18 protein-coding genes are annotated in these 24,109 nt (G+C 61.2%); 12 read left to right on the top strand and 6 right to left on the bottom strand.

Features of this window, described 5'->3' with window-relative positions:
• Window positions 1–98 precede the first annotated feature (98 nt).
• Entirely contained in the window at window positions 99–917 is an 819-nt protein-coding gene (gene ppsR / locus ABOA88_RS13030) for a posphoenolpyruvate synthetase regulatory kinase/phosphorylase PpsR (protein WP_043206750.1), read from the bottom strand.
• 178 nt (window positions 918–1,095) lie between these two features.
• Here ppsR and ppsA point away from each other — a divergent pair, with 178 nt between their 5' ends.
• From ppsA to ABOA88_RS12985, 9 genes are all read left to right on the top strand, one after another.
• Entirely contained in the window at window positions 1,096–3,471 is a 2,376-nt protein-coding gene (gene ppsA / locus ABOA88_RS13025) for a phosphoenolpyruvate synthase (protein ID WP_196169933.1), read from the top strand.
• Window positions 3,472–3,567: 96 nt separating this feature from the next.
• Window positions 3,568–4,560, top strand: a complete 993-nt coding sequence (locus tag ABOA88_RS13020) for an alpha/beta fold hydrolase (protein ID WP_367851675.1) — start codon at window positions 3,568–3,570, stop codon at window positions 4,558–4,560.
• 92 nt (window positions 4,561–4,652) lie between these two features.
• The gene (gene rraA, locus ABOA88_RS13015) at window positions 4,653–5,144 is read left to right on the top strand and encodes a ribonuclease E activity regulator RraA (protein ID WP_043206744.1); all 492 of its coding nucleotides are present in this window, start codon (window positions 4,653–4,655) and stop codon (window positions 5,142–5,144) included.
• A gap of 27 nt (window positions 5,145–5,171) precedes the next feature.
• A complete protein-coding gene (locus tag ABOA88_RS13010; RefSeq protein WP_196169931.1) occupies window positions 5,172–6,167 on the top strand; it encodes a zinc transporter ZntB in 996 nt (331 codons plus the stop codon).
• 111 nt (window positions 6,168–6,278) lie between these two features.
• A complete protein-coding gene (locus tag ABOA88_RS13005; protein ID WP_043206741.1) occupies window positions 6,279–6,530 on the top strand; it encodes a hypothetical protein in 252 nt (83 codons plus the stop codon).
• A gap of 2 nt (window positions 6,531–6,532) precedes the next feature.
• Window positions 6,533–7,357: a mechanosensitive ion channel family protein gene (locus ABOA88_RS13000; protein WP_043206740.1), complete on the top strand. Its 825-nt coding sequence runs from the start codon at window positions 6,533–6,535 to the stop codon at window positions 7,355–7,357.
• Window positions 7,358–7,470: 113 nt separating this feature from the next.
• Window positions 7,471–8,037 carry an RNA polymerase sigma factor SigX gene (gene sigX, locus ABOA88_RS12995; RefSeq protein ID WP_043206738.1) on the top strand — a complete coding sequence of 189 codons (567 nt, stop codon included), beginning with the start codon at window positions 7,471–7,473 and terminating at the stop codon, window positions 8,035–8,037.
• Window positions 8,038–8,147: 110 nt separating this feature from the next.
• A complete protein-coding gene (locus ABOA88_RS12990) occupies window positions 8,148–9,182 on the top strand; it encodes an OmpA family protein (RefSeq protein ID WP_070092515.1) in 1,035 nt (344 codons plus the stop codon).
• A 229-nt stretch (window positions 9,183–9,411) separates the two neighbouring features.
• The gene (locus tag ABOA88_RS12985) at window positions 9,412–10,437 is read left to right on the top strand and encodes a quinone-dependent dihydroorotate dehydrogenase (RefSeq protein WP_367851674.1); all 1,026 of its coding nucleotides are present in this window, start codon (window positions 9,412–9,414) and stop codon (window positions 10,435–10,437) included.
• Between the two features lie 100 nt (window positions 10,438–10,537).
• On the opposite strand, the gene rmf is transcribed toward ABOA88_RS12985, so the two are convergent.
• Complete coding sequence (rmf, locus tag ABOA88_RS12980) at window positions 10,538–10,753, bottom strand: ribosome modulation factor (protein ID WP_080642046.1); 216 nt, start codon at window positions 10,751–10,753, stop codon at window positions 10,538–10,540.
• Between the two features lie 553 nt (window positions 10,754–11,306).
• Between rmf and rlmKL the strand changes: the two genes are divergently transcribed.
• Together rlmKL and ABOA88_RS12970 are read left to right on the top strand one after the other, a co-directional pair.
• A complete protein-coding gene (gene rlmKL, locus ABOA88_RS12975) occupies window positions 11,307–13,499 on the top strand; it encodes a bifunctional 23S rRNA (guanine(2069)-N(7))-methyltransferase RlmK/23S rRNA (guanine(2445)-N(2))-methyltransferase RlmL (RefSeq protein ID WP_367851673.1) in 2,193 nt (730 codons plus the stop codon).
• A gap of 97 nt (window positions 13,500–13,596) precedes the next feature.
• On the top strand, window positions 13,597–15,990 hold the full coding sequence (locus tag ABOA88_RS12970) for a sensor domain-containing diguanylate cyclase (RefSeq protein ID WP_367851672.1): 2,394 nt from the start codon (window positions 13,597–13,599) through the stop codon (window positions 15,988–15,990).
• 237 nt (window positions 15,991–16,227) lie between these two features.
• Here the strand turns inward: ABOA88_RS12970 and dacB are convergent, their stop codons facing one another.
• Window positions 16,228–17,691: a D-alanyl-D-alanine carboxypeptidase/D-alanyl-D-alanine endopeptidase gene (gene dacB / locus ABOA88_RS12965; protein ID WP_196169927.1), complete on the bottom strand. Its 1,464-nt coding sequence runs from the start codon at window positions 17,689–17,691 to the stop codon at window positions 16,228–16,230.
• Between the two features lie 187 nt (window positions 17,692–17,878).
• On the opposite strand from dacB, the gene ABOA88_RS12960 reads away from it, so the two are divergent.
• Window positions 17,879–18,226 carry a YggL family protein gene (locus tag ABOA88_RS12960; protein ID WP_043206729.1) on the top strand — a complete coding sequence of 116 codons (348 nt, stop codon included), beginning with the start codon at window positions 17,879–17,881 and terminating at the stop codon, window positions 18,224–18,226.
• 27 nt (window positions 18,227–18,253) lie between these two features.
• Here the strand turns inward: ABOA88_RS12960 and ABOA88_RS12955 are convergent, their stop codons facing one another.
• The 3 genes from ABOA88_RS12955 to ABOA88_RS12945 all read right to left on the bottom strand — a co-directional run bounded on the left by ABOA88_RS12955 (window position 18,254) and on the right by ABOA88_RS12945 (window position 24,107).
• Entirely contained in the window at window positions 18,254–21,874 is a 3,621-nt protein-coding gene (locus ABOA88_RS12955; RefSeq protein ID WP_367851671.1) for a transporter substrate-binding domain-containing protein, read from the bottom strand.
• An 8-nt stretch (window positions 21,875–21,882) separates the two neighbouring features.
• Entirely contained in the window at window positions 21,883–22,503 is a 621-nt protein-coding gene (locus ABOA88_RS12950) for a response regulator (protein ID WP_367851670.1), read from the bottom strand.
• A gap of 272 nt (window positions 22,504–22,775) precedes the next feature.
• Complete coding sequence (locus ABOA88_RS12945; RefSeq protein ID WP_196169912.1) at window positions 22,776–24,107, bottom strand: deoxyguanosinetriphosphate triphosphohydrolase; 1,332 nt, start codon at window positions 24,105–24,107, stop codon at window positions 22,776–22,778.
• Window positions 24,108–24,109: the final 2 nt, after the last annotated feature.

The following is a 24,109-nucleotide window of genomic DNA, read 5'->3' as shown; positions in this document are numbered from 1 at the left end:
CGGCAGCGATGCCGGGGCTTTTTGTTTGTGCTTTCAAAATCGGTGGCGTCGGGGCACGTCTGTGGGAGCGTTTGTCCCGCAATAAAACGGCGCGGACGTTACTTGAAGCGCCGTTCTACACCTTTCTCAACCAGAATCTTCGCCGAGATTTCCTCCACCGAGAAATGCGTGGAGTTGATGTGGGGGATGTTCTCCCGGCGGAACAGGCTTTCCACCTCGCGCACCTCGAACTCGCACTGGGCGAAGCTTGAATAGCGGCTATTGGGCTTGCGCTCGTGGCGGATGGCGGTGAGGCGGTCGGGGTCGATGGTCAGGCCAAACAACTTGTGATGGTACTTCTTCAGTACCGCCGGCAATTGCAGGCGTTCCATGTCGTCTTCGGTCAGTGGGTAGTTGGCCGCGCGGATGCCGAACTGCATGGCCATGTACAAACACGTCGGCGTCTTGCCACATCGCGACACGCCCACGAGGATCAGGTCGGCTTTGTCGTAATAATGGGTGCGCGCGCCATCGTCGTTATCCAGGGCGAAGTTGACTGCCTCGATGCGCTCCATGTAGTTGGAGTTGCCGCCAATCGAGTGGGACTTACCCACGGAATACGACGAATGGGCGGTCAATTCCTGCTCGAGCGGGGATAAAAACGTCGAAAAGATGTCGATCATGAAGCCGTTCGACGTTGCCAGGATTTCTCGGATGTCCTGGTTGACGATGGTGTCGAAGATGATCGGTCGCATGCCGTCCCGTTCAGCCGCTGCATTGATTTGCTGCACCATGCTCCGGGCTTTGTCCGGGGTGTCGATGTAGGGACGGGTGAATTTATTGAAAGGAATGCTTTCGAATTGTGCCAGCAGGCTTTGGCCCAGTGTTTCTGCAGTGATACCGGTACCGTCGGAGATGAAGAACGCGGATCGTTTCATTTGCACCCTGGGCCTTAAGCTGCCGAAGTTTTCTGGAGTATGATAGGTTCGGTTTGCCGAACGCGACTGTTCGGCATTCTCACTTATTTTCCAGGTCCAGGCCACAAGCGTCCGGCCAAGTCAGTGTGACAGGCGGCCGCCCTTGAGCTTTTCCAATACAGTTAGTGGAGAGATCACCTTGGTAGAGTACGTAGTTTCCCTCGATAAGCTCGGCGTCCATGATGTAGAGCATGTGGGGGGCAAGAACGCATCCCTGGGCGAGATGATCAGTAACCTCGCAGGTGCCGGCGTATCGGTGCCGGGCGGCTTTGCCACTACGGCTCAGGCGTACCGCGATTTTCTCGAGCAGAGTGGCCTGAACGACCGCATCCACGCAGCCCTGGACGCATTGGACGTCGATGATGTCAACGCCCTGGCCAAGACCGGCGCGCAGATCCGCCAATGGGTGATGGACGCCGAATTCCCGGCGCGTCTGGATGCCGAAATCCGCACCGCCTTCGCCGAAATGTCCCAAGGCAACGACAACATGGCCGTGGCCGTGCGCTCCTCGGCCACCGCTGAAGACCTGCCGGACGCCTCCTTCGCCGGCCAGCAGGAAACCTTCCTGAACATCCGTGGCGTGGACAACGTGATCCGCGCCGCCAAGGAGGTGTTCGCCTCCCTGTTCAACGACCGCGCCATCGCCTATCGCGTGCACCAGGGCTTCGACCACAAACTGGTCGCCCTGTCCGCCGGCGTGCAGCGCATGGTCCGTTCGGAAACCGGCACTGCCGGTGTGATGTTCACCCTCGACACCGAGTCGGGCTTCCGTGACGTGGTGTTCATCACCGGCGCCTACGGCCTGGGCGAAACCGTCGTACAGGGTGCGGTCAACCCTGACGAGTTCTACGTCCACAAGCAAACCCTGCAGGCCGGCCGTCCGGCCATCCTGCGCCGCAACCTGGGCAGCAAGGCCATCAAGATGATCTACGGCGACGAGGCCAAGGCCGGTCGTTCGGTCAAGACCGTCGATGTCGATCGCGCCGATCGCGCGCGCTTCTGCCTGACCGACGCCGAGGTCAGCGAGCTGGCCAAGCAGGCCATGATCATCGAGCAGCACTACCAGCGCCCGATGGACATCGAGTGGGCCAAGGACGGTGACGACGGCAAGCTGTATATCGTCCAGGCACGTCCCGAGACCGTGAAGAGCCGCTCCAGCGCCAATGTCATGGAGCGCTACCTGCTCAAGGAGAAGGGCACCGTCCTGGTGGAAGGCCGCGCCATCGGCCAGCGCATCGGCGCCGGCAAGGTTCGCGTGATCCACGACGTGTCCGAGATGGACAAGGTCCAGCCAGGCGACGTGCTGGTCTCGGACATGACCGACCCGGACTGGGAGCCTGTGATGAAGCGCGCCAGCGCCATCGTCACCAACCGCGGCGGGCGCACCTGCCACGCGGCGATCATTGCCCGTGAACTGGGCATCCCAGCGGTCGTCGGTTGTGGCAACGCCACCCAAGTGCTCAAGGACGGCCAGGGCGTAACCGTCTCCTGCGCCGAAGGCGACACCGGCTTCATCTTCGAAGGTGAGCTGGGCTTCGACGTCAAGCAGAACTCGGTCGATGCCATGCCTGAGCTGCCGTTCAAGATCATGATGAACGTCGGCAACCCGGACCGCGCCTTCGACTTCGCCCAGCTGCCGAACGCGGGTGTGGGCCTGGCGCGCCTGGAGTTCATCATCAACCGCATGATCGGCGTGCACCCCAAGGCGCTGCTCAACTACGCAGGCCTGCCGGCCGACCTCAAGGAGAGCGTCGACAAGCGCGTGGCCGGTTACTCCGACCCGGTCGGCTTCTATGTCGAGAAGCTGGTCGAGGGTATCAGCACCCTGGCCGCGGCGTTCTATCCGAAGAAGGTCATCGTGCGCCTGTCGGACTTCAAGTCCAACGAATACGCTAACCTGATCGGCGGCAAGCTGTACGAGCCGGAAGAAGAGAACCCGATGCTGGGCTTCCGTGGCGCCTCGCGTTACATCAGCGAGTCGTTCCGTGACTGCTTCGAGCTCGAGTGCCGCGCCCTCAAGCGCGTACGCGACGAAATGGGCCTGACCAACGTCGAGATCATGGTGCCGTTCGTGCGCACCCTGGGCGAGGCAAGCCAGGTGGTCGATCTGCTGGCCGAAAACGGCCTGGGCCGTGGCGTCAATGGTCTGCGCGTGATCATGATGTGCGAACTGCCCTCCAACGCCTTGCTGGCGGACGAGTTCCTCGAGTACTTCGACGGCTTCTCCATCGGTTCCAACGACCTGACCCAGCTGACCCTGGGCCTGGACCGTGACTCCGGCATCATTGCCCACCTGTTCGACGAGCGTAACCCGGCAGTGAAGAAGCTGCTGGCCAACGCCATCGCCGCGTGCAACAAGGCCGGCAAGTACATCGGCATCTGCGGTCAGGGCCCTTCGGACCACCCAGACCTGGCCAAGTGGCTGATGGAGCAAGGCATCGAGAGCGTATCGCTGAACCCAGACTCGGTGCTCGAGACCTGGTTCTTCCTGGCCGAGGATCAGGGCGCGGCATGATGCAATGAACGCGGGAGTGCTTCATGGCGCTCCTGCCTGGTTTCTTCCAGGGCGAGTTCCAGCGATGGATCCCGCCCTTTTTTGTGCAATCGACCTATGCAAAGCAGCAGTACCCTGTTTCCCGTGGCCTTGCTCAGTGCCGAGCGCCGTGGCGATCTGAGCGAGGATGTGTACCGGATCAAGGCCGGCAACAGCCCCGACCCCAGTGTCGAGCTGGCCGTTACGCGCCTGGGGCTGGCCGACCAGGCCGCAGCCCAAGGTGTGCCGGTGATTCTCCTGCATGGCAGCTTCTCCAACCGGCGCTTCTGGTATTCGCCAAAGGGCGTCGGCCTGGGCGCCTTTCTGGCGCGCGCCGGGTTCGATGTATGGATCCCGGAAATGCGCGGCCATGGCCTTTCTCCCCGCAACCGCCAGTGGCGACACAACCGGGTGGCCGACTATGCCCGCTTCGACTTGCCGGTGATCGGCGCATTCATCCAGGAGCAGGCCAGGCAGGCGCCGCACTGGATCGGCCACTCCCTGGGCGGCACCATCCTCGCCGCAGCCTTGGGCGGCGCGTACTTGGCAGTCGAGCAGGTGGCCAGCGCGGCGTTCTTCGGTACCCAGGTCAGTCGGGTCTATTGGCCGTTGAAAGTCCCTCCAGTTGCCTGGAGCGCCCGTTTGCTGCTCAAGCGCCTGGGGCAGTTGTCCGGGTCGCGGCTCAAGCGTGGGCCGGAGGACGAGCCGATCGGCCTGGCCTTGGAGACCTTGGGCTGGCATGGCCTGTTCGGGCGTTTCGGCGACAAGCAGGACGACTGGTGGGCGGGGCTTGCGAATGTGAACGTGCCGGTGCTGGCAGTGGCCGGTGCGGCGGATTACCAGGACCCGGCCTGGGCCTGCCGCAAGTTGTTCGAGCAGTTGGGGGGCGAGCGCAAGCAGTTTTTGCGGCTGGGGGCCGAGGAAGGATTCGACGCGTTCGGGCATGTGGACATGTTGGTCAGCAAGGCGGCCCAGGTGCAGGTATGGCCGTTGGTGGAACGCTGGCTGAGGGCTCCTGAGTCACCGTTGCCGGGGGCTACGATGGTTGTCGAGTCCGCCCCAGCGCTGTAGGGACTGACTGATTAGTCTCGGATGACTGCAAGGCCCTCCCCGGTGTAGCCTTGCTCAAATCCCGCTTTCGTTGTGACTGACAGGAGTTTGCCATGCAGCATTACGTAACGCCCGACCTGTGCGACGCCTACCCGGACTTGGTTCAAGTCCTGGAGCCCATGTTCAGCAACTTCGGTGGCCGCGATTCCTTCGGTGGCCAGATCGTCACGATCAAGTGCTTCGAGGACAACTCGCTGGTCAAGGAGCAGGTCGAACTCGATGGCAAGGGCAAAGTCTTGGTGGTGGACGGCGGGGGCTCGCTGCGCCGCGCGCTGCTGGGTGACATGCTGGCCGAAAAGGCGGCCAAGAACGGCTGGGAAGGCCTGGTGATCTATGGCTGCGTGCGTGACGTGGACGTGCTGGTGCAGACCGACGTCGGTGTCCAGGCCCTGGCCAGTCACCCGATGAAGACCGACAAGCGCGGTATTGGCGATCTCAACGTGGCTGTGACCTTCGCGGGGGTGACCTTCCGTCCGGGCGAATACGTGTATGCCGACAACAATGGCGTGATCGTCTCGCCAAGTCCGCTGAAAATGCCGGAGTGATGCGCCGCGCGCGCTGATGGAGCAGGAATGTTCGAGGAAGACAACGCGCAGTGGGGGCTGGTCCATGCCCTGGTGCTCGATGGTAAAGGCGGTGCGCGCTCGATTGCCCGGACAGCGCTGGATGCGCTTGAGTTGCAGCCAGAGGAAAGCCTCTGGTTGCACTGGGATCGCAGCCATCCTCAAACGCGTACCTGGTTGCTCCAGGACAGCGGCCTGAGCACCTTCGCCTGCGACTTGCTGCTGGAAGAGAACACGCGTCCGCGTTTGTTGCCATTGGCCAACGAGCAGATGCTTTTGTTTTTACGGGGCGTGAATCTCAATCCCGGCGCTGAGCCCGAGGACATGGTCTCGGTGCGGATCTTCGCCGAGGCTCGGCGAGTGATTTCGTTGCGCCTGCGACCACTGCGCGCCAGTGATGAAGTGCTCCAGCAGTTGGACGAGGGCAGGGGGCCGAGGTCGGCCTCCGAGCTGTTGCTGCTGATGGGGGAACTGCTCACCGAAAAGGTCCAGGCGTTGGTTAGCGACCTTTCGGAAGTGGTCGATCTCGAAGAAGAGAAGGTGGAAACCGACGAACGGTACTCGCCGGTGCAGGGCAGCCTGCAGCAGATCCGCCGTCGTGCCGCGGGGTTGCGGCGTTTTCTGGCCCCGCAGCGTGAGCTCTATGCGCAACTTTCGCGCAACAAGTGGAGCTGGTTCGCCGAAGGGGATGCTGACTACTGGAACGAGCTGAACAACAGTCTGATCCGCTATCTCGAAGAGCTCGAGCTAACCCGCGAGCGGGCCGCCTTGGTGCTGGAAAGCGAGGATCGACGGCGCAGCGAGCGGATGAACCGGACCATGTACCGCTTCGGCATCATCACCTGCATCTTCCTGCCGATGAGCTTCGTCACCGGCCTGCTGGGCATCAATGTCGGAGGCATTCCGGGCGCCGAAAGCCCCTATGGCTTCCTGCTCGCCTGCGTCGTGGTGCTGGGATTGGCGGCAGGGCAGTGGTGGCTGTTCCGACGGTTACGCTGGGTGTGATGGACTGTCCGGCCGGGGGATGCATGAGGCATTTTGAAACATTCGTCCCACATTCATGTGTGACCCGTAGTCCGGAGCCCTCGTCTTTGACAGACATTGCGCGAGGTGCCTATGCACGATCCGTTTGAAGAATCCTTGCGCGACCTGCTCAAGGCATCGCCCTCCGGCCAGGACCGAGACGATGCCGCATGCCTGGGTCGCGTCCTGAAGACCGCCAACCGCCAGGTCGGTGCGGGCGATCTGTTCAGCTTGCTGGGGCGCTGGAGCCAGGCGCTGATGATCGCTGTGAACAATGGCTCGGCGCATGTCGCGCCGGTGCGTCGCAACCCTGCCGCTGGCAGAAAAGCAGATAAGGCCGATTGAATATGGAACTCGATCTCTGGACCCAGAGCCTGGTCACCGCCATGACCGCCCTTTGGACCAAGGTGGCGAACTTCATCCCGAACCTGTTCGGCGCCCTGGTCGTGGTGTTGCTCGGCTTCGTGGTGGCCAAGCTGCTCGATACGTTGTTATCCAAACTGCTGGCCAAGTTCGGCCTGGACCGCCTGATGAGCGGTACCGGCCTGACCAAGATGCTCAGCCGGGTGGGCATCCAGGTACCGATTTCCACCTTGATCGGCAAGATCGTCTATTGGTTCGTGTTGCTGATCTTCCTGGTTTCGGCCGCCGAGTCCCTGGGCCTTGAGCGTGTCTCGGCCACCTTGGACATGCTCGCCCTTTACCTGCCCAAGGTGTTTGGTGCAGCGCTGGTGCTGCTGGCTGGCGTACTGCTGGCGCAACTGGCCAATGGCTTGGTACGTGGCGCTGCCGAAGGCGTCGGCCTGGAATATGCCGCAGGTGTCGGGCGTATCGCCCAGGGCCTGGTGATCATCATCAGCATCTCGGTTGCGATCAGCCAGTTGGAGGTCAAGACCGACCTGCTCAACCATGTGATCGTCATCGGCCTGATTACCGTTGGTCTGGCCGTTGCGTTGGCGATGGGGCTGGGCAGCCGGGAAATTGCCGGGCAAATCCTGGCCGGAATCTACGTGCGGGAACTCTATCAAGTGGGCCAGCAGGTGCGGATTGGAGAGGTCGAAGGGCATATCGAGGAGATCGGTACGGTCAAGACGACCCTGCTGACCGATGATGGCGAATTGGTGTCGCTTTCCAATCGGGAATTGCTCGAGCAACGAGTCAATAGCCGCTAACCGCACAAAAGCTGTTAATGTATGCCGCCGCGAAAACGGCCCAAGGGGGCCGCGCGGCGACATTGACCTGACTGTCGGCCAGATCCGTTTTGAATAAAGTTCACTCGCCGCCCATGCGCTATGACCCCCGTGAGCTCACCGATGAGGAGTTGGTGGCGCGTTCGCATGAGGAGCTGTATCACGTAACGCGCGCTTATGAAGAGCTCATGCGGCGCTACCAGCGGACCCTGTTCAACGTCTGCGCGCGTTATCTGGGGAACGACCGGGATGCCGACGATGTCTGCCAGGAAGTGATGCTCAAGGTGCTTTACGGTCTGAAGAACTTCGAGGGTAAGTCCAAGTTCAAGACCTGGCTCTACAGCATCACCTACAACGAATGCATTACCCAGTACCGCAAGGAACGTCGCAAACGACGGTTGATGGATGCCTTGAGTCTGGACCCTGTTGAAGAGGCGTCCGAAGAGAAGGCACCCAAGGCCGAAGAGAAGGGCGGACTGGACAGATGGCTGGTGCATGTGAACCCGATCGACCGGGAAATTCTGGTGCTTCGATTTGTCGCAGAGCTGGAATTTCAGGAGATCGCCGACATCATGCACATGGGCCTGAGCGCCACGAAAATGCGCTACAAGCGTGCGCTCGACAAGCTTAGAGAGAAATTTACGGGGCTGGCTGAAACTTAGCACCGCGTAAATATCTCTAACCAACCGGCGAGTTCTGCTAGACTAGCCGTCGAGTTGTCCCCCGGATGTTGGTGGGACTGCTTAACTATCACCAGATGGGGATTTAACGGATGAAATTGAAAAACACCTTGGGCTTGGCCATTGGTTCGCTTGTAGCCGCCACTTCGTTTGGCGCTCTGGCACAAGGTCAAGGCGCCGTCGAGACCGAACTCTTCTACAAGAAAGAGTTCTTCGACAGCCAGCGCGACTTCAAGAACGACGGCAACCTGTTCGGTGGCTCGATCGGTTACTTCCTGACCGACGACGTCGAACTGCGTCTGGGCTATGACGAAGTTCACAACGCTCGTGGCGAAGACGGCAAGAACATCAAGGGCTCCAACACCGCCCTGGACGCCGTTTACCACTTCAACAACCCGTACGACGCCATCCGTCCGTACGTTTCGGCTGGTTTCTCGCACCAGAGCCTGGGCCAGACCGGCCGTGGTGGTCGTAACCAGTCCACCTTCGCCAACGTTGGCGCCGGCGCCAAGTGGTACATCACTGACATGTTCTACGCCCGTGCTGGCGTTGAAGCTCAGTACAACATCGACCAGGGCGACACCGAGTGGGCTCCTAGCGTCGGTATCGGCATGAACTTCGGCGGTAGCCCGAAGCAAGCTGAAGCTGCTCCGGCTCCTGTTGCTGAAGTCTGCTCCGACAGCGACAACGACGGCGTTTGCGACAACGTCGACAAGTGCCCTGACACCCCGGCCAACGTTACCGTTGACGCCGACGGCTGCCCGGCTGTTGCCGAAGTCGTACGTGTTGAGCTGGACGTCAAGTTCGACTTCGACAAGTCGGTCGTCAAGCCAAACAGCTACGGTGACATCAAGAACCTGGCTGACTTCATGAAGCAGTACCCACAGACCACCACCACCGTTGAAGGTCACACCGACTCCGTTGGTCCAGACGCTTACAACCAGAAGCTGTCCGAGCGTCGCGCCAATGCTGTCAAGCAGGTTCTGACCCAGCAGTACGGTGTTGAGTCCAGCCGTATCGACTCGGTTGGCTACGGTGAGACCCGTCCGGTTGCTGATAACGCCACCGAAGAAGGCCGCGCCATCAACCGTCGCGTTGAAGCTCAGGTCGAAGCTCAAGCCAAGTAATTTGGTTTGACGCTTCACGAAAAACCCGGCCTCGGCCGGGTTTTTCTTTTTCCGGGGGTCGCCCTGTGAGGGCGCCAGGAGAGTTATGCAGGTCCGTTTTCCAGGGATTCTCGTCCGCTTAGGGCACGCGGCGTGGAACTGGCAAGCAACCCATGTGCCCAGGGCCCTGTCGTCCGAGCCGCGCGGTGGCTATAATCGCCCCCTCACTCACCGCGAGTCTTGCCCGCCCATGTATACCCTGGCCCGCCAGCTGTTGTTCAAGTTTTCCCCGGAAACCTCCCACGACCTGTCCCTGGACCTGATCGGCGCCGGTGGCCGCCTCGGTCTCAACGGCTTGCTGTGCAAGCAGCCGGCGGCGCTGCCGGTGACGGTCATGGGCTTGAACTTTGCCAATCCGGTGGGCCTTGCAGCAGGTCTGGACAAGAACGGCGCTGCCATCGACGGCTTCGCCCAGCTGGGCTTCGGCTTTGTCGAGATCGGTACCGTGACGCCACGCCCGCAGCCGGGCAACCCCAAGCCGAGACTGTTCCGGCTGCCAGAGGCCACTGCGATCATCAATCGCATGGGCTTTAACAACCTGGGTGTCGATCACTTGCTGGCCCGGGTACGTGCATCGCGCTACGACGGCGTGCTGGGCATCAATATCGGCAAGAACTTCGACACCCCGGTCGAGCGCGCGGTGGACGACTACTTGATCTGCCTGGAAAAGGTCTACACAGCCGCCAGCTACATCACCGTCAACGTGAGTTCGCCCAATACCCCAGGCCTGCGTACCCTGCAGTTCGGCGACTCGCTCAAGCAACTGCTCCAGGCGCTGGCCGAGCGCCGCGAACAACTGGCGAGCGAACATGGCAAGCGCGTGCCGCTGGCGATCAAGATCGCCCCGGACATGACTGATGAAGAAACCGCCATGGTGGCCTCTGCGCTGCTCGAGACCGGCATGGACGCAGTGATCGCGACCAACACCACCCTGAGCCGTGAAGGCGTCCAGGGCCTGCCATATGGTGAAGAGGCGGGCGGTCTGTCCGGTGCGCCAGTTCTCGAGAAAAGCACTCACACCGTGAAGGTTCTGGCGGGCGAACTGACCGGCAAGTTGCCGATCATTGCCGCCGGTGGAATCACCGAGGGACGTCATGCAGCCGAGAAGATTGCAGCCGGCGCGAGCCTGGTGCAGATCTATTCGGGCTTTATCTACAAAGGGCCTGCGCTGATCCGTGAGGCAGTGGACGCGATTGCTGCCATGCCACGGCCGTAATAAAGGCAGACATAAAAAAGGGCCCCTTTAAGGGGCCCCTGGGCCTCAGCCCGCCGCCCGGATAGGGCGCGCATGGTGACTCGAATTCAGTGTCCTCGTCTCAGCCAACGGCGTGATTTTCGTTGAGTCTCTGGATGCCTGCGGTGCCGGTCATTCCATCCCAGTTATCGCCCCGGCCCTCCCGCCAGCCATTGATCCAGGCTTGACGAACGGACGGCAGATTGAAGGGGCAAAGTTCGCGGGATTTGCCGGTAACCCCGTATTGGTAGCCACGTGAATATGCTCTTTCCAACGGATCACGCTTAAGTCTTCTCATAGGGTGTTGCCCTCACTTGTTGACTGTAATGTCCCGTCGGCCTCTCCGAGGCCGGGCAGAATCGTTCTGCCGGTGTGCGCTCGCTGCCGGCGTGGCGAGCAAAAAGTGTTGCCTCGTTGCGAGACAACCTAAGGCCAGTTCTAACCAAAGCGAGTCACAGTGTGAATGATCGATTTGTCATAAGGACGTAACGTTTCATAGGGTCAAAGGATAAGTAAATAATTGCGACTCAACGTGATTTCTCCTTGAGCCCGCTATGATCAGGGTTTAGTGCCCTTTGCAGTCATCTGGCCAGCGTCGTGGACGGGTGTGCGGTAACAATTTGAAATGCGACGAAGGGTCACATAGGTGGCCGCGTTGTTGGAAATTTTCATACTGCCTGACGATCTAACCCACTTTCGCAGGGTGCGAAGGGGCTTGTCGTTCAGGTGGCCCGGCTTTCCCGGACTGCGGGCAAGGCCACCCGGACGCCTGCTGGAAGGGCGTGCGGGCAAACATCGGCGGGACGATGCGTCGGCCCGTCACTCAATCAGCCCAAGGCTCTGGATTGCTCATGTCGGACCGTTTCGAACTTTATCTCACTTGCCCCAAAGGTCTTGAAGGCCTGCTTGCCGAGGAGGCCCGTAGCCTGGGCCTGGACGATGTGCGTGAGCACACCTCGGCCATCCGCGGCTCGGCCGACATGGAAACCGCCTACCGCCTGTGCCTGTGGTCGCGTCTGGCCAACCGCGTGTTGCTGGTGCTCAAGCGCTTCTCCATGAAAAACGCCGATGAGCTCTACAACGGTGTGCATGGGGTCGACTGGCAAGATCACTTGGCCGCCGATGGCACCTTGGCCGTGGAGTTCAGTGGCCATGGCTCGGGAATCGACAACACCCATTTCGGTGCCCTCAAGGTCAAGGATGCGATCGTCGACAAGCTGCGCAACCGCGAAGGGCAGCGCCCGTCCGTGGACAAGATCGATCCTGATGTGCGCGTGCACCTGCGCCTGGATCGCGGTGAGGCGATCCTCTCCCTGGACTTGTCCGGACACAGCCTGCATCAACGCGGTTACCGCCTGCAGCAAGGTGCTGCGCCCTTGAAGGAGAACCTGGCGGCGGCGGTGCTGATCCGAGCTGGCTGGCCACGCATCGCTGCCGAAGGCGGCGCGTTGGCCGACCCGATGTGCGGTGTGGGCACTTTCTTGGTAGAAGCTGCAATGATTGCCGCCGATATCGCGCCCAACCTCAAGCGTGAGCGGTGGGGCTTCACTGCTTGGCTTGGTCATGTGCCGGCATTGTGGCGCAAGGTTCACGAGCAAGCCCAGGCCCGTGCCCAGGCGGGTCTGGCCAAGCCTGCGCTGTGGATCCGCGGCTATGAGGCCGATCCACGACTGATCCAGCCGGGGCGCAACAACGTCGAGCGCGCAGGTCTGGGCGACTGGGTGAAGATCTATCAGGGCGAAGTCGGCAGTTTCGAGCCGCGCCCGGACCAGAACCAGAAAGGCCTGGTCATCAGCAACCCACCTTATGGTGAGCGTCTGGGTGACGAAGCCAGCCTACTGTACCTCTACCAGAACCTTGGGGAGCGCTTGCGTCAAGCCTGTCTGGGCTGGGAGGCGGCAGTGTTCACCGGCGCCCCCGAGCTGGGCAAGCGCATGGGCATTCGCAGCCACAAGCAGTACGCCTTCTGGAACGGCGCCTTGCCGTGCAAGCTGCTGCTATTCAAGGTTCAGCCCGACCAGTTCGTTACCGGCGAGCGTCGCCAGGCCGAGCCGGACGCAGGCGCTGCGCAGCGTCCGGCAGCGGTGGCCAGTGAGCCGGCGCGCCTGTCCGAAGGTGCGCAAATGTTCGCCAATCGCCTGCAGAAGAATCTCAAGCAATTGGGCAAGTGGGCACGTCGCGAGCAGGTCGATTGCTACCGCTTGTATGACGCCGACATGCCCGAATATGCCCTGGCGGTGGACCTCTACCAAGACTGGGTGCACGTGCAGGAGTATGCCGCGCCACGCTCGGTCGATCCGGACAAGGCCCAGGCGCGTCTGCTCGATGCCCTGGCCGCCATCCCTCAGGCCCTGGATATCGACCCGCAGCGTGTGGTGCTCAAGCGCCGGGAGCGCCAGAGCGGGACGCGTCAGTACGAGCGCCAAGGTGCAGAAGGCCGCTTCCAGGAGGTTAATGAAGGAGGTGTAAAACTGCTGGTCAACCTCACGGACTACCTGGACACCGGCTTGTTCCTTGACCACCGTCCGATTCGTCTGCGCATCCAGCGCGAGGCGTCCGGCAAGCGCTTCCTCAATCTGTTCTGCTATACCGCGACGGCCACGGTGCACGCCGCCAAGGGCGGGGCTCGCAGCACCACCAGTGTCGACCTGTCCAAGACCTACCTGGACTGGGCGCGCCGCAACCTGGCGCTCAACGGTTTTTCGGACCGCCATCGCCTGGAGCAAGGCGACGTGATGGCCTGGCTGGAAGGCAACCGGGACAGCTACGACCTGATCTTCATTGACCCGCCGACTTTCTCCAACTCCAAGCGTATGGAAGGGGTGTTCGACGTGCAGCGCGATCATGTGCAGTTGTTGGACTTGGCCATGGCACGCCTGGCGCCAGGGGGTGTGCTGTACTTCTCCAACAACTTCCGCAAGTTCCAGCTCGATCCGAGCTTGGTCGAGCGATATGCCGTCGAGGAGATCAGTCATCAGACCCTGGATCCAGATTTCGCACGCAACAATCGAATCCACCGGGCATGGCGCATTCAGGCGCGATAAGCGGCGTGTATGAGGTTGCGTGGCTAGTGGCCAATAGCTATAACTGACGCGAAGGGCCCGACAAATCCGCAGGACGCTGACGTGATGAGATTGCTTTATGTCGAAGTGTGGCGTTCGTGCGAAGGTGCTCGGCATGTTCCGCGAAGCGCTGCCCGCCTGGGGGGTGGCGTTGGTGGTCTTGGTCGCTGGCGGTCTGTTGACGGCGGCCTTGGCCATTGCCACGCAGAGCTTCTACATGCAGCAACTGCGTCAGCGCTTCGAGCTGCTGGCCAACGAGCGTTATAGCCGCATCGCCGAACGTTTCGAGGACCAGGAGCAGCGCCTGGATGGCCTGCGACGGTTTTTCAGTTATTCCAACGAAATCACCCCGCAGGAATTCGACGGCTACGCTCGGCCACTGTTGTACCGGACCCAGGCGTATTCCTGGGCGCCCCGGGTCGATGCCGGGCAACGCCCTGATTTCGAGCGACGCGCCAGTGCCTGGCTTGGGCAGGCTTACCAGATCCGAGATCAGGACGCACAGGGTAGCTGGCACCCTGCTCCGGCGCGCGACTATTACTATCCGGTCCTCTATACCCAGGCGGCGTCCCTGCAAGGGCAGCCCTATGGCCTGGACTTGCGTGGGCAGCCCCTGCGCGAGGCGACCCTTGTTCGGGCTACGTCACCTGGCAGCATGGCGGTCTCTGAGCCGCTGGACATGATCAATGTCCAGCCTGCCTATGCTCGTGGAGTGCTGGTTGTGGCGCCGGTGTTCGCTGACAGTGGTCCCGGTGGGTTGCCATCTGGCTATGTCATGGCATTGCTGAGCATGCAGCGCTTGATCGCCGAAGGGTTGCCGCCTGCCGCGGATGACAACCTGGTGGTGCGCATCCTCGACGCATCCGGAGCCAAAGGGCCGGAGGTGCTGTTCGATTCACGGAACACCATCGCCCAGGTGCCATTGGCCAGCACCCACCTTTTGCATCTGGCCGATCACCACTATCAGCTCGATATCCGTCCCAGCCAGGCCTTTCTCCACGCCAACCGCTCCTCCGCGGTGGTGGCGGTCAGTTTGCTGGGCGGTTTGCTTAGCGTGTTGCTCAGTGCCTTGCTCTACAGCTTGTTCAGCCAGCGCCAGCGCGCCCTGGCGCTGGTTGATCAGCGTACCGCCGAACTGCGGGTCAGCGAGCAGTCCCTGCGTGAAACCCACAATCAATTGCGCAGCGTATTGGACGCTGCGACACAGGTCGCGATCATCGCCACCAGCCTCAAGGGCCTGGTCAGTACCTTCAATGCCGGCGCCGAGCGCATGCTGGGCTACTCGGCGAGCGAAGCCATTGGTCAGTTGCGGCTCGAGGACTTGGTACCTCCCGAGGAACTCAGTCGGCGCGCCCATGCCCTGAGCGTGCGCTATGGGCGCGAGATCGGCGGCGACCAGGCGATGTTTGCCGAGACTGTGCAGGAAACAGGGGCCGAGGCAGGGGAGTGGACCTTGGTGCGCAAGGATGGCAGCCACCTGCTGGCCAACATGCTGGTCACCGCGGTACTGGACGAGCAGGGGCTGTGGGTCGGCTACCTGGCCATCTGCATCGACGTCACCGAACGGCGGCGCGTCCATGAAGCGCTGGCGGCCCGTGATCGGCTGTTGGAGAAGCTCAGCGCCGAAGTGCCCGGTGGGATCTACCAGTACCGCCTGGATGCCGACGGACACTCTTGTTTCCCTTATGCCAGCCAGGGCCTGCACGATATCTATGAAGTCGACTTGCAGACACTGCGTGAGGATGCCTCGGCGGTGTTTGAACGCATCCATCCCGATGATCTGGAGCGCGTCCGTCGCTCGGTCCGTTATTCGGCCCTGCACCTGACGCCCTGGCGCGAAGAGTACCGCGTAATACTGCCCCAGGCGGGCCTGCGCTGGGTTCGCGGGGAGGCTACCCCCGAAACCGGTGAAGGGGGATGCACCTTGTGGCATGGCTACCTGACGGACATCTCCGACCTCAAACGAGTGGAGGAAGAGCTTCGGGCGCTTTCGGTCACTGATGCCTTGACCGGCATCCATAACCGGCGACATTTCCAGGAACGATTGCAGAACGAGCTGGAGCGTGCTCAGCGTGATGGATTGGACCTGGCGGTGATCATGCTGGATATCGACCATTTCAAGCGGATCAACGATCAGTACGGCCATGCGGTTGGCGATCATGTGTTGCGCAGCCTTTGCCAGCGGATCGCTAATCGCCTGCGGCGTACCGATGTATTTTGCCGTTTGGGGGGCGAGGAGTTCATGGTGCTGTGCCCGGGTAGCAATGCCGAGCAGGCGCGATCATTGGCATTGGAGCTGTGGCAGGGGGTTCGCAGTGTTCCGGTCGATGGGGTGGGCCGGGTGACGGCGAGCTTTGGGGTGGCGGGTTGGCGGCCGGGCGAGGGGGCTGATGCGTTGCTGTTGCGGGCTGATGCGGGAGTGTATGCGGCCAAGCAGGCGGGGCGGGATCGGGTTGAGGCGGAGTTGCTCTGAGGCTGGGCTTTTGTGGTTTTGTGTTGGTTGTTGGTTGTTGGTTGTTGGTTGTTGGTTGTTGGTTGTTGGTGTTGTGGGCAGATCCGTTTGCTTGGGTGACGCTGATTCACCTTTCCGCCTTTACGGCGGGTCACTTTGGTCTTGGCCAAAGTAACCCGCCGTAAAGGCGGAAAGCGCCAGTGGCGCCCCCACCCAGAATGGATATTCACACTATCTGAAAGCCCAAGCCCAAGCCGATCAAGGCACCCCAGCCGCCGCAGTACTTCCCACCTTCGGCTGTCGATAAAGATCCAGCAACACCTGGTCCAGCACCTGCGAAGCCCCCCAAGGCTTGGGATCATTCAGAATCGCCGCCACCGCCCAGGTGTTTCCATTGCTATCCCGGCTGAACCCGGCAATCGCCCGAACGGTGTTCAGGGTGCCGGTCTTGATGTGTCCTTCACCGGTCATGGCCGTGCGCTTGAGCCGCTTGCGCATGGTGCCATCCATGCCTACCAGCGGCATGGAACTGATGAATTCGGCGGAATAGGGGCTCTTCCAGGCTGCCTGCAGGAGCGCCGCCATCTCGCGAGTGCTGACCCGCTCTGCACGGGACAGGCCGGAGCCGTTTTCCATGATCAGGTGCGGCGCGGTGATGCCTTTTTTCGCCAACCACTGACGTACCACACGCTGGGCAGCGCGGGCGTCGTCGCCGTCGGCATCAGTACGGAACTGTGCACCCAGGCTCAGGAACAACTGCTGGGCCATGGTGTTGTTGCTGTACTTGTTGATGTCGCGGATCACCTCGACCAGGTCCGGCGAGAATGCCCGTGCCAGCAGGCGTGCTCCCTTGGGCACGTTCTCGATACGGTCGCGGCCCTGAATGCTACCGCCCAGTTCGTTCCAGATCGCTCGCACCGCACCGGCTGCATAGGTCGGGTGATCGAGCAGCGACAGGTAGGTCTGGGAGTTGCAGCCTTCGCCAAGCTGGCCGCTGACCACTACGCTGACGCCGTCGGCCTGGGTCACCGGATTGTAACGTACATCACCCGCACACTTTCTGGAGGCGACGGCCTTGATCTGGTTGTCGATGCGTACGTTCGCAAGCGGCGGCTCCATGGCCACAGTGACTGTTCCGCCATCGTTACGGGCCACGAAGCGCAGGGCCTTCAGATTGACCAGCAGCGAGTCGGGGCGGACCAGGAACGGCTTGTTCACATCACCGCCGTCGTCATTGAACTGCGGCAGGTTGGGCTGAACGAAGTGGCTGCGATCCAGCACCAGATCGCCGGTCACCGTGCGCACGCCGTTGGCGCGCAGGTCACGCATCAGCAGCCAGAGCTTTTCCATGTTCAGTTTCGGGTCGCCACCGCCCTTGAGGTAGAGGTTGCCGTTGAGTACGCCATTGCTCAAGGTGCCATCGGTGTAGAACTCGGTTTTCCACTGGAAGGTTGGGCCCAACAGTTCCAGCGCCGCATAGGTGGTCACCAGCTTCATGGTCGAGGCCGGGTTGACCGAGACGTCGGCGTTGAACACGGTGGGCGTGCCAGGGCCGTTGAGCGGCAGCATCACCAGGGACAGGGCCGAATCCTGCAGTTTGTTGGCTTTGAGCGCCTGTTGCACTTTGGGCGGGAGGGTAGTGTTGACGGACGCGGCCTGGCCAGGCATGGCGAACGGCAGGAACAGGCTGGCGAGAATCAGGGGACGGAGCGTTTTGATCATGTGCAATTTGAACCCTGCGGACGAGGGAAAGTGACATTGGGGCTGTACAAGATGATGGCCCCAGGACGAAATATAGTGCGCATTATGCCCCAAGCGCGCCCTCCATGGGCCATGTTCGACGGAAAAGCGCCGCAGCCGCCCGGAAACTGGTAAAGTGCCGCGCGTTAATACTCAAGAGGATTGTTTCATGGCCACCAACCGTTCCCGTCGCCTGCGCAAGAAACTGTGCGTGGACGAATTCCAGGAGCTGGGTTTCGAACTGAACCTGGAATTCAAGGAAGACCTCTCCGACGAAGCCATCGACGCCTTCCTCGATGCCTTCCTCGCTGAAGCCATGGATGCCAACGGCCTGGATTACGTCGGTGGTGATGACTTCGGCCTGGTTTGCCTGGCCAAGCGTGGCTCGGTCAGCGAAGAGCAGCGCGCCATTGTCGAAGCTTGGCTCAAGGGCCGCAGCGAACTGACCAAGATCGAACTCAGCCCGCTGCTGGACGCTTGGTATCCGGACAAGCCAATCAACACCCAGGCTTCCTGATCCGCCTGAGCGGCGCTTTCGCGCTGCTCATCCAGCCCTGGCCGGGCGTTGCAAATGCCTGGCCAGCGCTTTCTCCGTTCGGCGCATATGCCGTGCCAATACCTGCCGTCGCAGTTTTAGCTGCGCCAATGGCAAGGTTTCCTGTTCCAGTGCTTCACACGCCTCCATCAGATCCCTGGCCTCCAGCATCCGGGCCGTGCTGAGGATCTTGTGTGCTTGTGCGGCGATGGCCTGTGCATCCTCCGGGTCGATGGCCATCAGCGTGGCCAGGTCCTGTATCAAACTTTCCAGTAGGGCGTTCAGGAGTCGAGTGCGGCTATCCGGGTCGTTGCCGACGATGGCGGACAGGCCGTCGAGCGTGAGGTGCTTGCTTGCCCTGCGCCTTGGCGCCGCATGCCAACTCGGTGCGATGCTCGCCAGGCGCTGGTTCAGCGTGTGCAGGCCAATGGGCTTGAGCAGACAGTCATCCATGCCGACATCCAGGCAGCGCTGACGGACTTCCGGCTGGGCGTTGGCGGTGTAGCCGAGGATCAGGCAGCGTGGCCAGTCGCGCTGGCGCTCTATGGCACGGATGGCTTCAGCTACTTGGTAGCCGTTCATTTGCGGCATGTTGCAGTCGAGGATCACCACATCGAAACCGCCCGCGCGCCATTTTTCCAGTCCTTCACGGCCATCGCTGGCGGCGGACAGGCTTAGCCCCAGGAAACTCAGCTGCTGCTCCATCAACAACAGGTTGGCCGGGTGGTCGTCGATGACCAGTACGTTCAACCCGCTGTTCGGTGTCTCCACGTCCTGCACCAGGGGAGTGGTCACCGGTGGCGCTTCGACGCGTTGCAGGGGCAACAACAGGGTCACCTGAGTGCCGACGCCAGGCAGGCTCTTGATGCTCAGCGTCCCCCCCATCATCTCGCTCAGACTGTGGCTGATCGCCAGTCCCAAACCGGTCCCTGCCCTTGCTCCTTCGCTGTGTGGATTGGCCTGGACGAACGGGTTGAACAGCTCCTTGATTGCCTCCTCGTGGATACCGATGCCGGTGTCGCGGACCTTGAGTTCCAGGGATGGGCCATCGCGATCGGTGTTCTCGTGCACGAGCAAGTTGATCTGGATCTGGCCTTGGTCGGTGAACTTGATGGCATTGCTGACCAGGTTCGACAGTACCTGCTTGAACCGCAGCGGGTCGAGCAGCGCGTGGCAGCGGGCGTTTGGCGCGATGACCACCTGCAGGGCCAGGTCTTTCTGTCGCGCTAGGCCAGCGAACACCCTGGCCACCGACTCGACCAGAACGCTCGGGTCGACCGATTCCGGGGAAAGGCAGAGATGGCCGGACTCGATCCTGACGATGTCCAGGATGTCACCGATGAGCCCGAGCAGGTCTTTTGCCGAATGGTAGGCGACCTCCAGGGATGGCCGGTCCAGTTGCCCGCGATCCGCCCGCCGCACCGCCAGCTCCAGCATGCCGATGACCGCATTCATAGGCGTGCGGATCTCGTGGCTGATGGTTGCCAGGAAGGTGCTCTTGGCACGATTGGCGTCGTCGGCCCGCTGCTTGGCCAGGCGCAGTTCCTGGATCAGCTCGCGACGGTCGCTGATGTCGATCCAGCCGCCGATGATCCCCTTGACTTCCCCCAGGGAGTCGCGATAGGGCAGGATCCAGTGGTAGATGGTCAGCTCCCGTCCTCCCATGCGCAGCGGACGGTCGAGGATCAAGGGGGTGCCGGCGGCCATGACTTGCTGGTAGTCGGCCTCCATCTGCTGGGTATATTCCCGGTCAGCACCTGGGCTTTCATCCAGTCGCTTGCCCATGACCTCGTCGGTCTGGGCTTCGACAGCTTGCAAATAGCTGTCGTTGCAGCTTTGCAGCCGCCCTTCACGATCACGTACATACATCGGATGAGGGGTGCCGTTGAGCAAGGCGCGCATGAATTCCAGCTGATCGTTGAGTGCTCGCTCGGCGCATTTGCGTTGCCTGATCTGCCACCGCAGGTGGGCGTTCCAGATCAGTGCCAAAAGCAACAGCAAGCCGACCGCCAGCAAGAATTTGAGCGCCAGACGGCGAAACTCCCGCCAATACACGTCGTCGTGCAGCCGATAGCCTCCCCAGCGATTGTTGATTACGCCAAGTTCCTCCGGCGAGATGCTTTGCAAGGCTTTGTCCAGGATCGACGCCAGCGCATGGGCCTGGCTGTTGGTGGCCATCGCGACCGTGGCCGGCTCGCTGCCGATCGTACTGCGAATGACCAGGTCCGGATTTCCAGCCAGGGCATGGTTGGCGTCGATCAGGGTAGTGATGGCCGCATCGACTTCACCACTGCCCAGGAGCGCGATGGAAAAGAACGGGCTGTCGGTTTCGATCTTGCTGATCTTCGGGTAACGGGCCGAGAGCAAGCCGGCCATGATGCTGTCGCGGGTGATCGCGACCTGCCGGTTCTGCAGGTGCTCCAGGGACGCCGCCTGGTCACTGCCGGCGCGGGTGACCAGTACATAGGTGCTTTCCAGGTACGGTCGGCTGATATGAAGGGCGCCATCGTGCTTTTCGTCGCTGGAGATGGCGGCGATGACATCGGCCCGACCGTCCTTGAGTCGAGCCAGCATGTCCCGGATGCCGCTGGCTCGCTCGATCTCGAAGCGCAGACCCGTGCGCAGCCGGATCAGGTCCAGCAGATCGGCGGCGATGCCGCGAAAGTTGCCGTTGCTGTCGAAGTAGGAAACCGGGGCTGCGGTCTCGTTGATCGCCACGCGCATTACCGGATGTTCCCGCAGCCATTGCTCTTCGCCGGCGGAGAGTTGGAGCTTGCGATCAGTCAGCAGATGGTCGCTGCCGGCACCCCAGCGCTTGAAGATGCTGGCGGCCATGATGGGCGTCTGGCTCTCCAGGGTCGCATCGATCACCTCCTTGAGGATGGTGTCCTGGTGGCGCAGGGCGAAACTGAAGCCAATGGCCTCGTGCTTGCCGAAGCTGGCCATGCGCAAAGGAGGTAGATGGCCGCGATTGAGTTGGTAGTGTGTCGAGATGGTATCGCCAATGAACACGTCGGCCTGGCCGAAAGCGACGGCATTAAGTGCCAGGGTGGAGGAGCGAAAGGCCAGCAGTTCGGCCTTCGGATAGGCAGTGAGCACCTCCTTGGGCGAGAGATAGTGATAGAGCATGCTCAGGCGCAGCCCTTTGAGTTCGTCATCCAGTACGCGGCGTTCATGTTCACGGGTCACCAGCACTGGCTGATCGATCGCATAGGGGCGAGAGAGCGCAAGGCCTGCGACGGCTTCGTAGCCATTGGCGCTGCCAAGCAGGTCGATCCGGCCATTCTTGAGCGCTTCGATCGCTGACTGACGGCTGTCGAAGCCCAGCACGCGGACCTTCAATCCCAGTGCAGTGCCGATCAGGCCGGCGTATTCAGCGGTGAGCCCTTGGTAGTCGCGCCCGCCTGTGGTGATATCGAAAGGCGGGTAGTCCGGGAAGGATGTGCCGATCACCAACTCTTGTTTTTCAGCGAGCCATTGGCGCTGGGTCGGTGTCAGCATCGGCAGAACTGGCTTGAGCGACGAGCGCGTCAGAAGGTTGAGTGCCTTGGGCCTGTTTTGCTGGGCATGCGCTGGATAGTAGGCCAGCGCAAGGGCAACGATAAACAGGCAGGTCAGATACCGCCCCATGTCGCACCTCAAACCAGCGCGTTGCGTTTGGCAACATCGATCAGGTCGACCAGCGTCTGGACCTGAAGTTTTTGCATCAAGCGCTTCTTGTAGGTGCTGACGGTTTTGTTACTCAGAAACATGCCCTTCGCAATTTCCTTGTTGCTCTTTCCTTGGGCGAAAAGTTGCAAAACCATAAGTTCTCTGTCGTTAACGTGTCGGAAAAGTCGTATCTCATGGTCTGGAATAACCTGGCTGGTGTTAACCGCCTGGCTGGGAAAATAGTTGTAACCGGAGAGTACGGCTTTTATTGCGCTAAGCAGTTCACTCAGGTCCTCCTGTTTGCCGACATATCCGGCGGCTCCCGATTGCATGCAACGGACTGCGAAAAGGGCAGGGCATTGTGCTGTCAGTACCAGCACTTTCAGGGGCAAGGCCATGCTCTGGAAGCGGGAAAGAATCTCGAGGCCATCGAGCTTGGGGATGGCAATATCGAGGATTACCAGGTCGGGGCGTGTCTCTCGGACCATCTGCATGGCATGGACGCCATTGTCCGACTCACCGACGACCTTGTAATTTTGGTTTTCCAGCAACATGCGAACCGCCATGCGGATAACAGGATGATCATCGACAATATATACAGAGTGCATATTTAACTTCCATGCGGCGGGTGTCGGAAATAATGCGCACCTTAGCTCAGTTGGAAGTCGTCGGACATGCGAGGAGCGGCCGCGACTCGCATATGGGAAAATACCTACAGTAAAAAGCTACGCGCGCTACGAGTTGAGCGTGTTGGCGTCGCCAATGGGGTGTGGTTTGGTAACTTTATATTTTTAGATATTGGTTAATGTTTAATTCTACTGAGGGCTAATAAGAAATTTCCTTCAAATACCAGCCCTCAAGACCATTGGTTACCTAGTCCTCAGAGGGGACTGGAGCGTCCAGTCATTTCACTGGCCATCTCGCTGGCATAGCTGTCGGTCATGCCGGCGATGAAATCAATCATGCGTAGGAAGGCTGTATGCAGCGAGTCATGCGGGTCTGGAGCATGATTGCCGATCAAATCCAGTACACGCCGGCTCTTGAAGGAAGGTGTGCGCCCGCCGTGCTGCTCCAATGCCGCCCCACAAAATGCATTGAGGAGAATCTCGAGGGTGGTGTAGGCACCGATCTCGTGCAGGGTCTTGCGTTTGTCCTGGAAGATTTTCTTGCGGGCCATGTCCTTGGCCTGGAGCACGCAACGCTTGGCTGGACCGTGCATGTGTTCGACCAGATCGCCAGGTAGGTGCCCGGCCAGCAAGGCGCTCTGTTGTTCGACGAAGGCCTGGGCTGCCGCATTGGTCAGGTGCTCGATGGCCTTGCCTCGCAGGATCGCCAGTTTGCGTCGCCGTGAGTCCTTGGGCCCCAGTTGACGGTAGGTTTCGGGCAAGTCGTCACCCACCAGGTCGAGCAGCAAGGCCTCGACCTCGGCGTACTGCAGCAACTCCATCTCCAGGCCGTCTTCGAGGTCGATCAAGGCGTAGCAGATGTCGTCCGCCGCCTCCATCAGGTACACCAGCGGATGACGCGCCCAGCGCTGCTGTTCGAGCTGCGGCAAGCCGAGCTTGCGGGCGATCTGCTCGAGCAGCGGCAGTTCGCTCTGATAGCTGCCGAACTTGTGTTTCTTGTAGCCCAGGGCGTCGGCGTGGCGGGCGCTCCATGGGTATTTGAGGTAGGTGCCCAACGTGGCGTAGGTCAGGCGGGTGCCGCCGTCGAACTGGTGGTATTCCAGTTGGGTAAGTACACGAAATCCCTGGGCATTGCCTTCGAAGTTGAGAAAATCGGCGCGCTCGTCATCGCTCATGTCGTCCAGCCAGCCACGTCCGGCGGCCTGCTGGAACCAGTGGCGAATGGCATCTTCGCCGGAGTGGCCAAAAGGCGGATTGCCGATGTCATGGGCCAGGCACGCCGACTGCACGATCATGCCCAGGTCGCTGGGCTCGCACCAGGCCGGCAGGCGGTCGCGCAGGGTCTCGCCAACGCGCATGCCCAGTGAGCGGCCGACGCAGCTGACCTCCAGGGAATGGGTCAGGCGGGTGTGGATGTGATCGTTGCTAGAAACGGGGTGGACCTGGGTCTTGCGTCCCAGGCGGCGAAAAGCACCGGAGAAGATGATGCGGTCATGGTCTTTGTGGAAGGGGCTGCGCCCCAGTTCCTCGGGGCTGTACAGGGCTTTGCCCAGGCGTTCGCGGGTCAGCAGGGTGTGCCAGTCCAAGG

Source organism: Pseudomonas sp. PKS (genome assembly GCF_051913525.1).
GTDB lineage: Bacteria > Pseudomonadota > Gammaproteobacteria > Pseudomonadales > Pseudomonadaceae > Aquipseudomonas > Aquipseudomonas guariconensis_D.
This window is presented reverse-complemented; position numbering and strand designations above follow the sequence as displayed.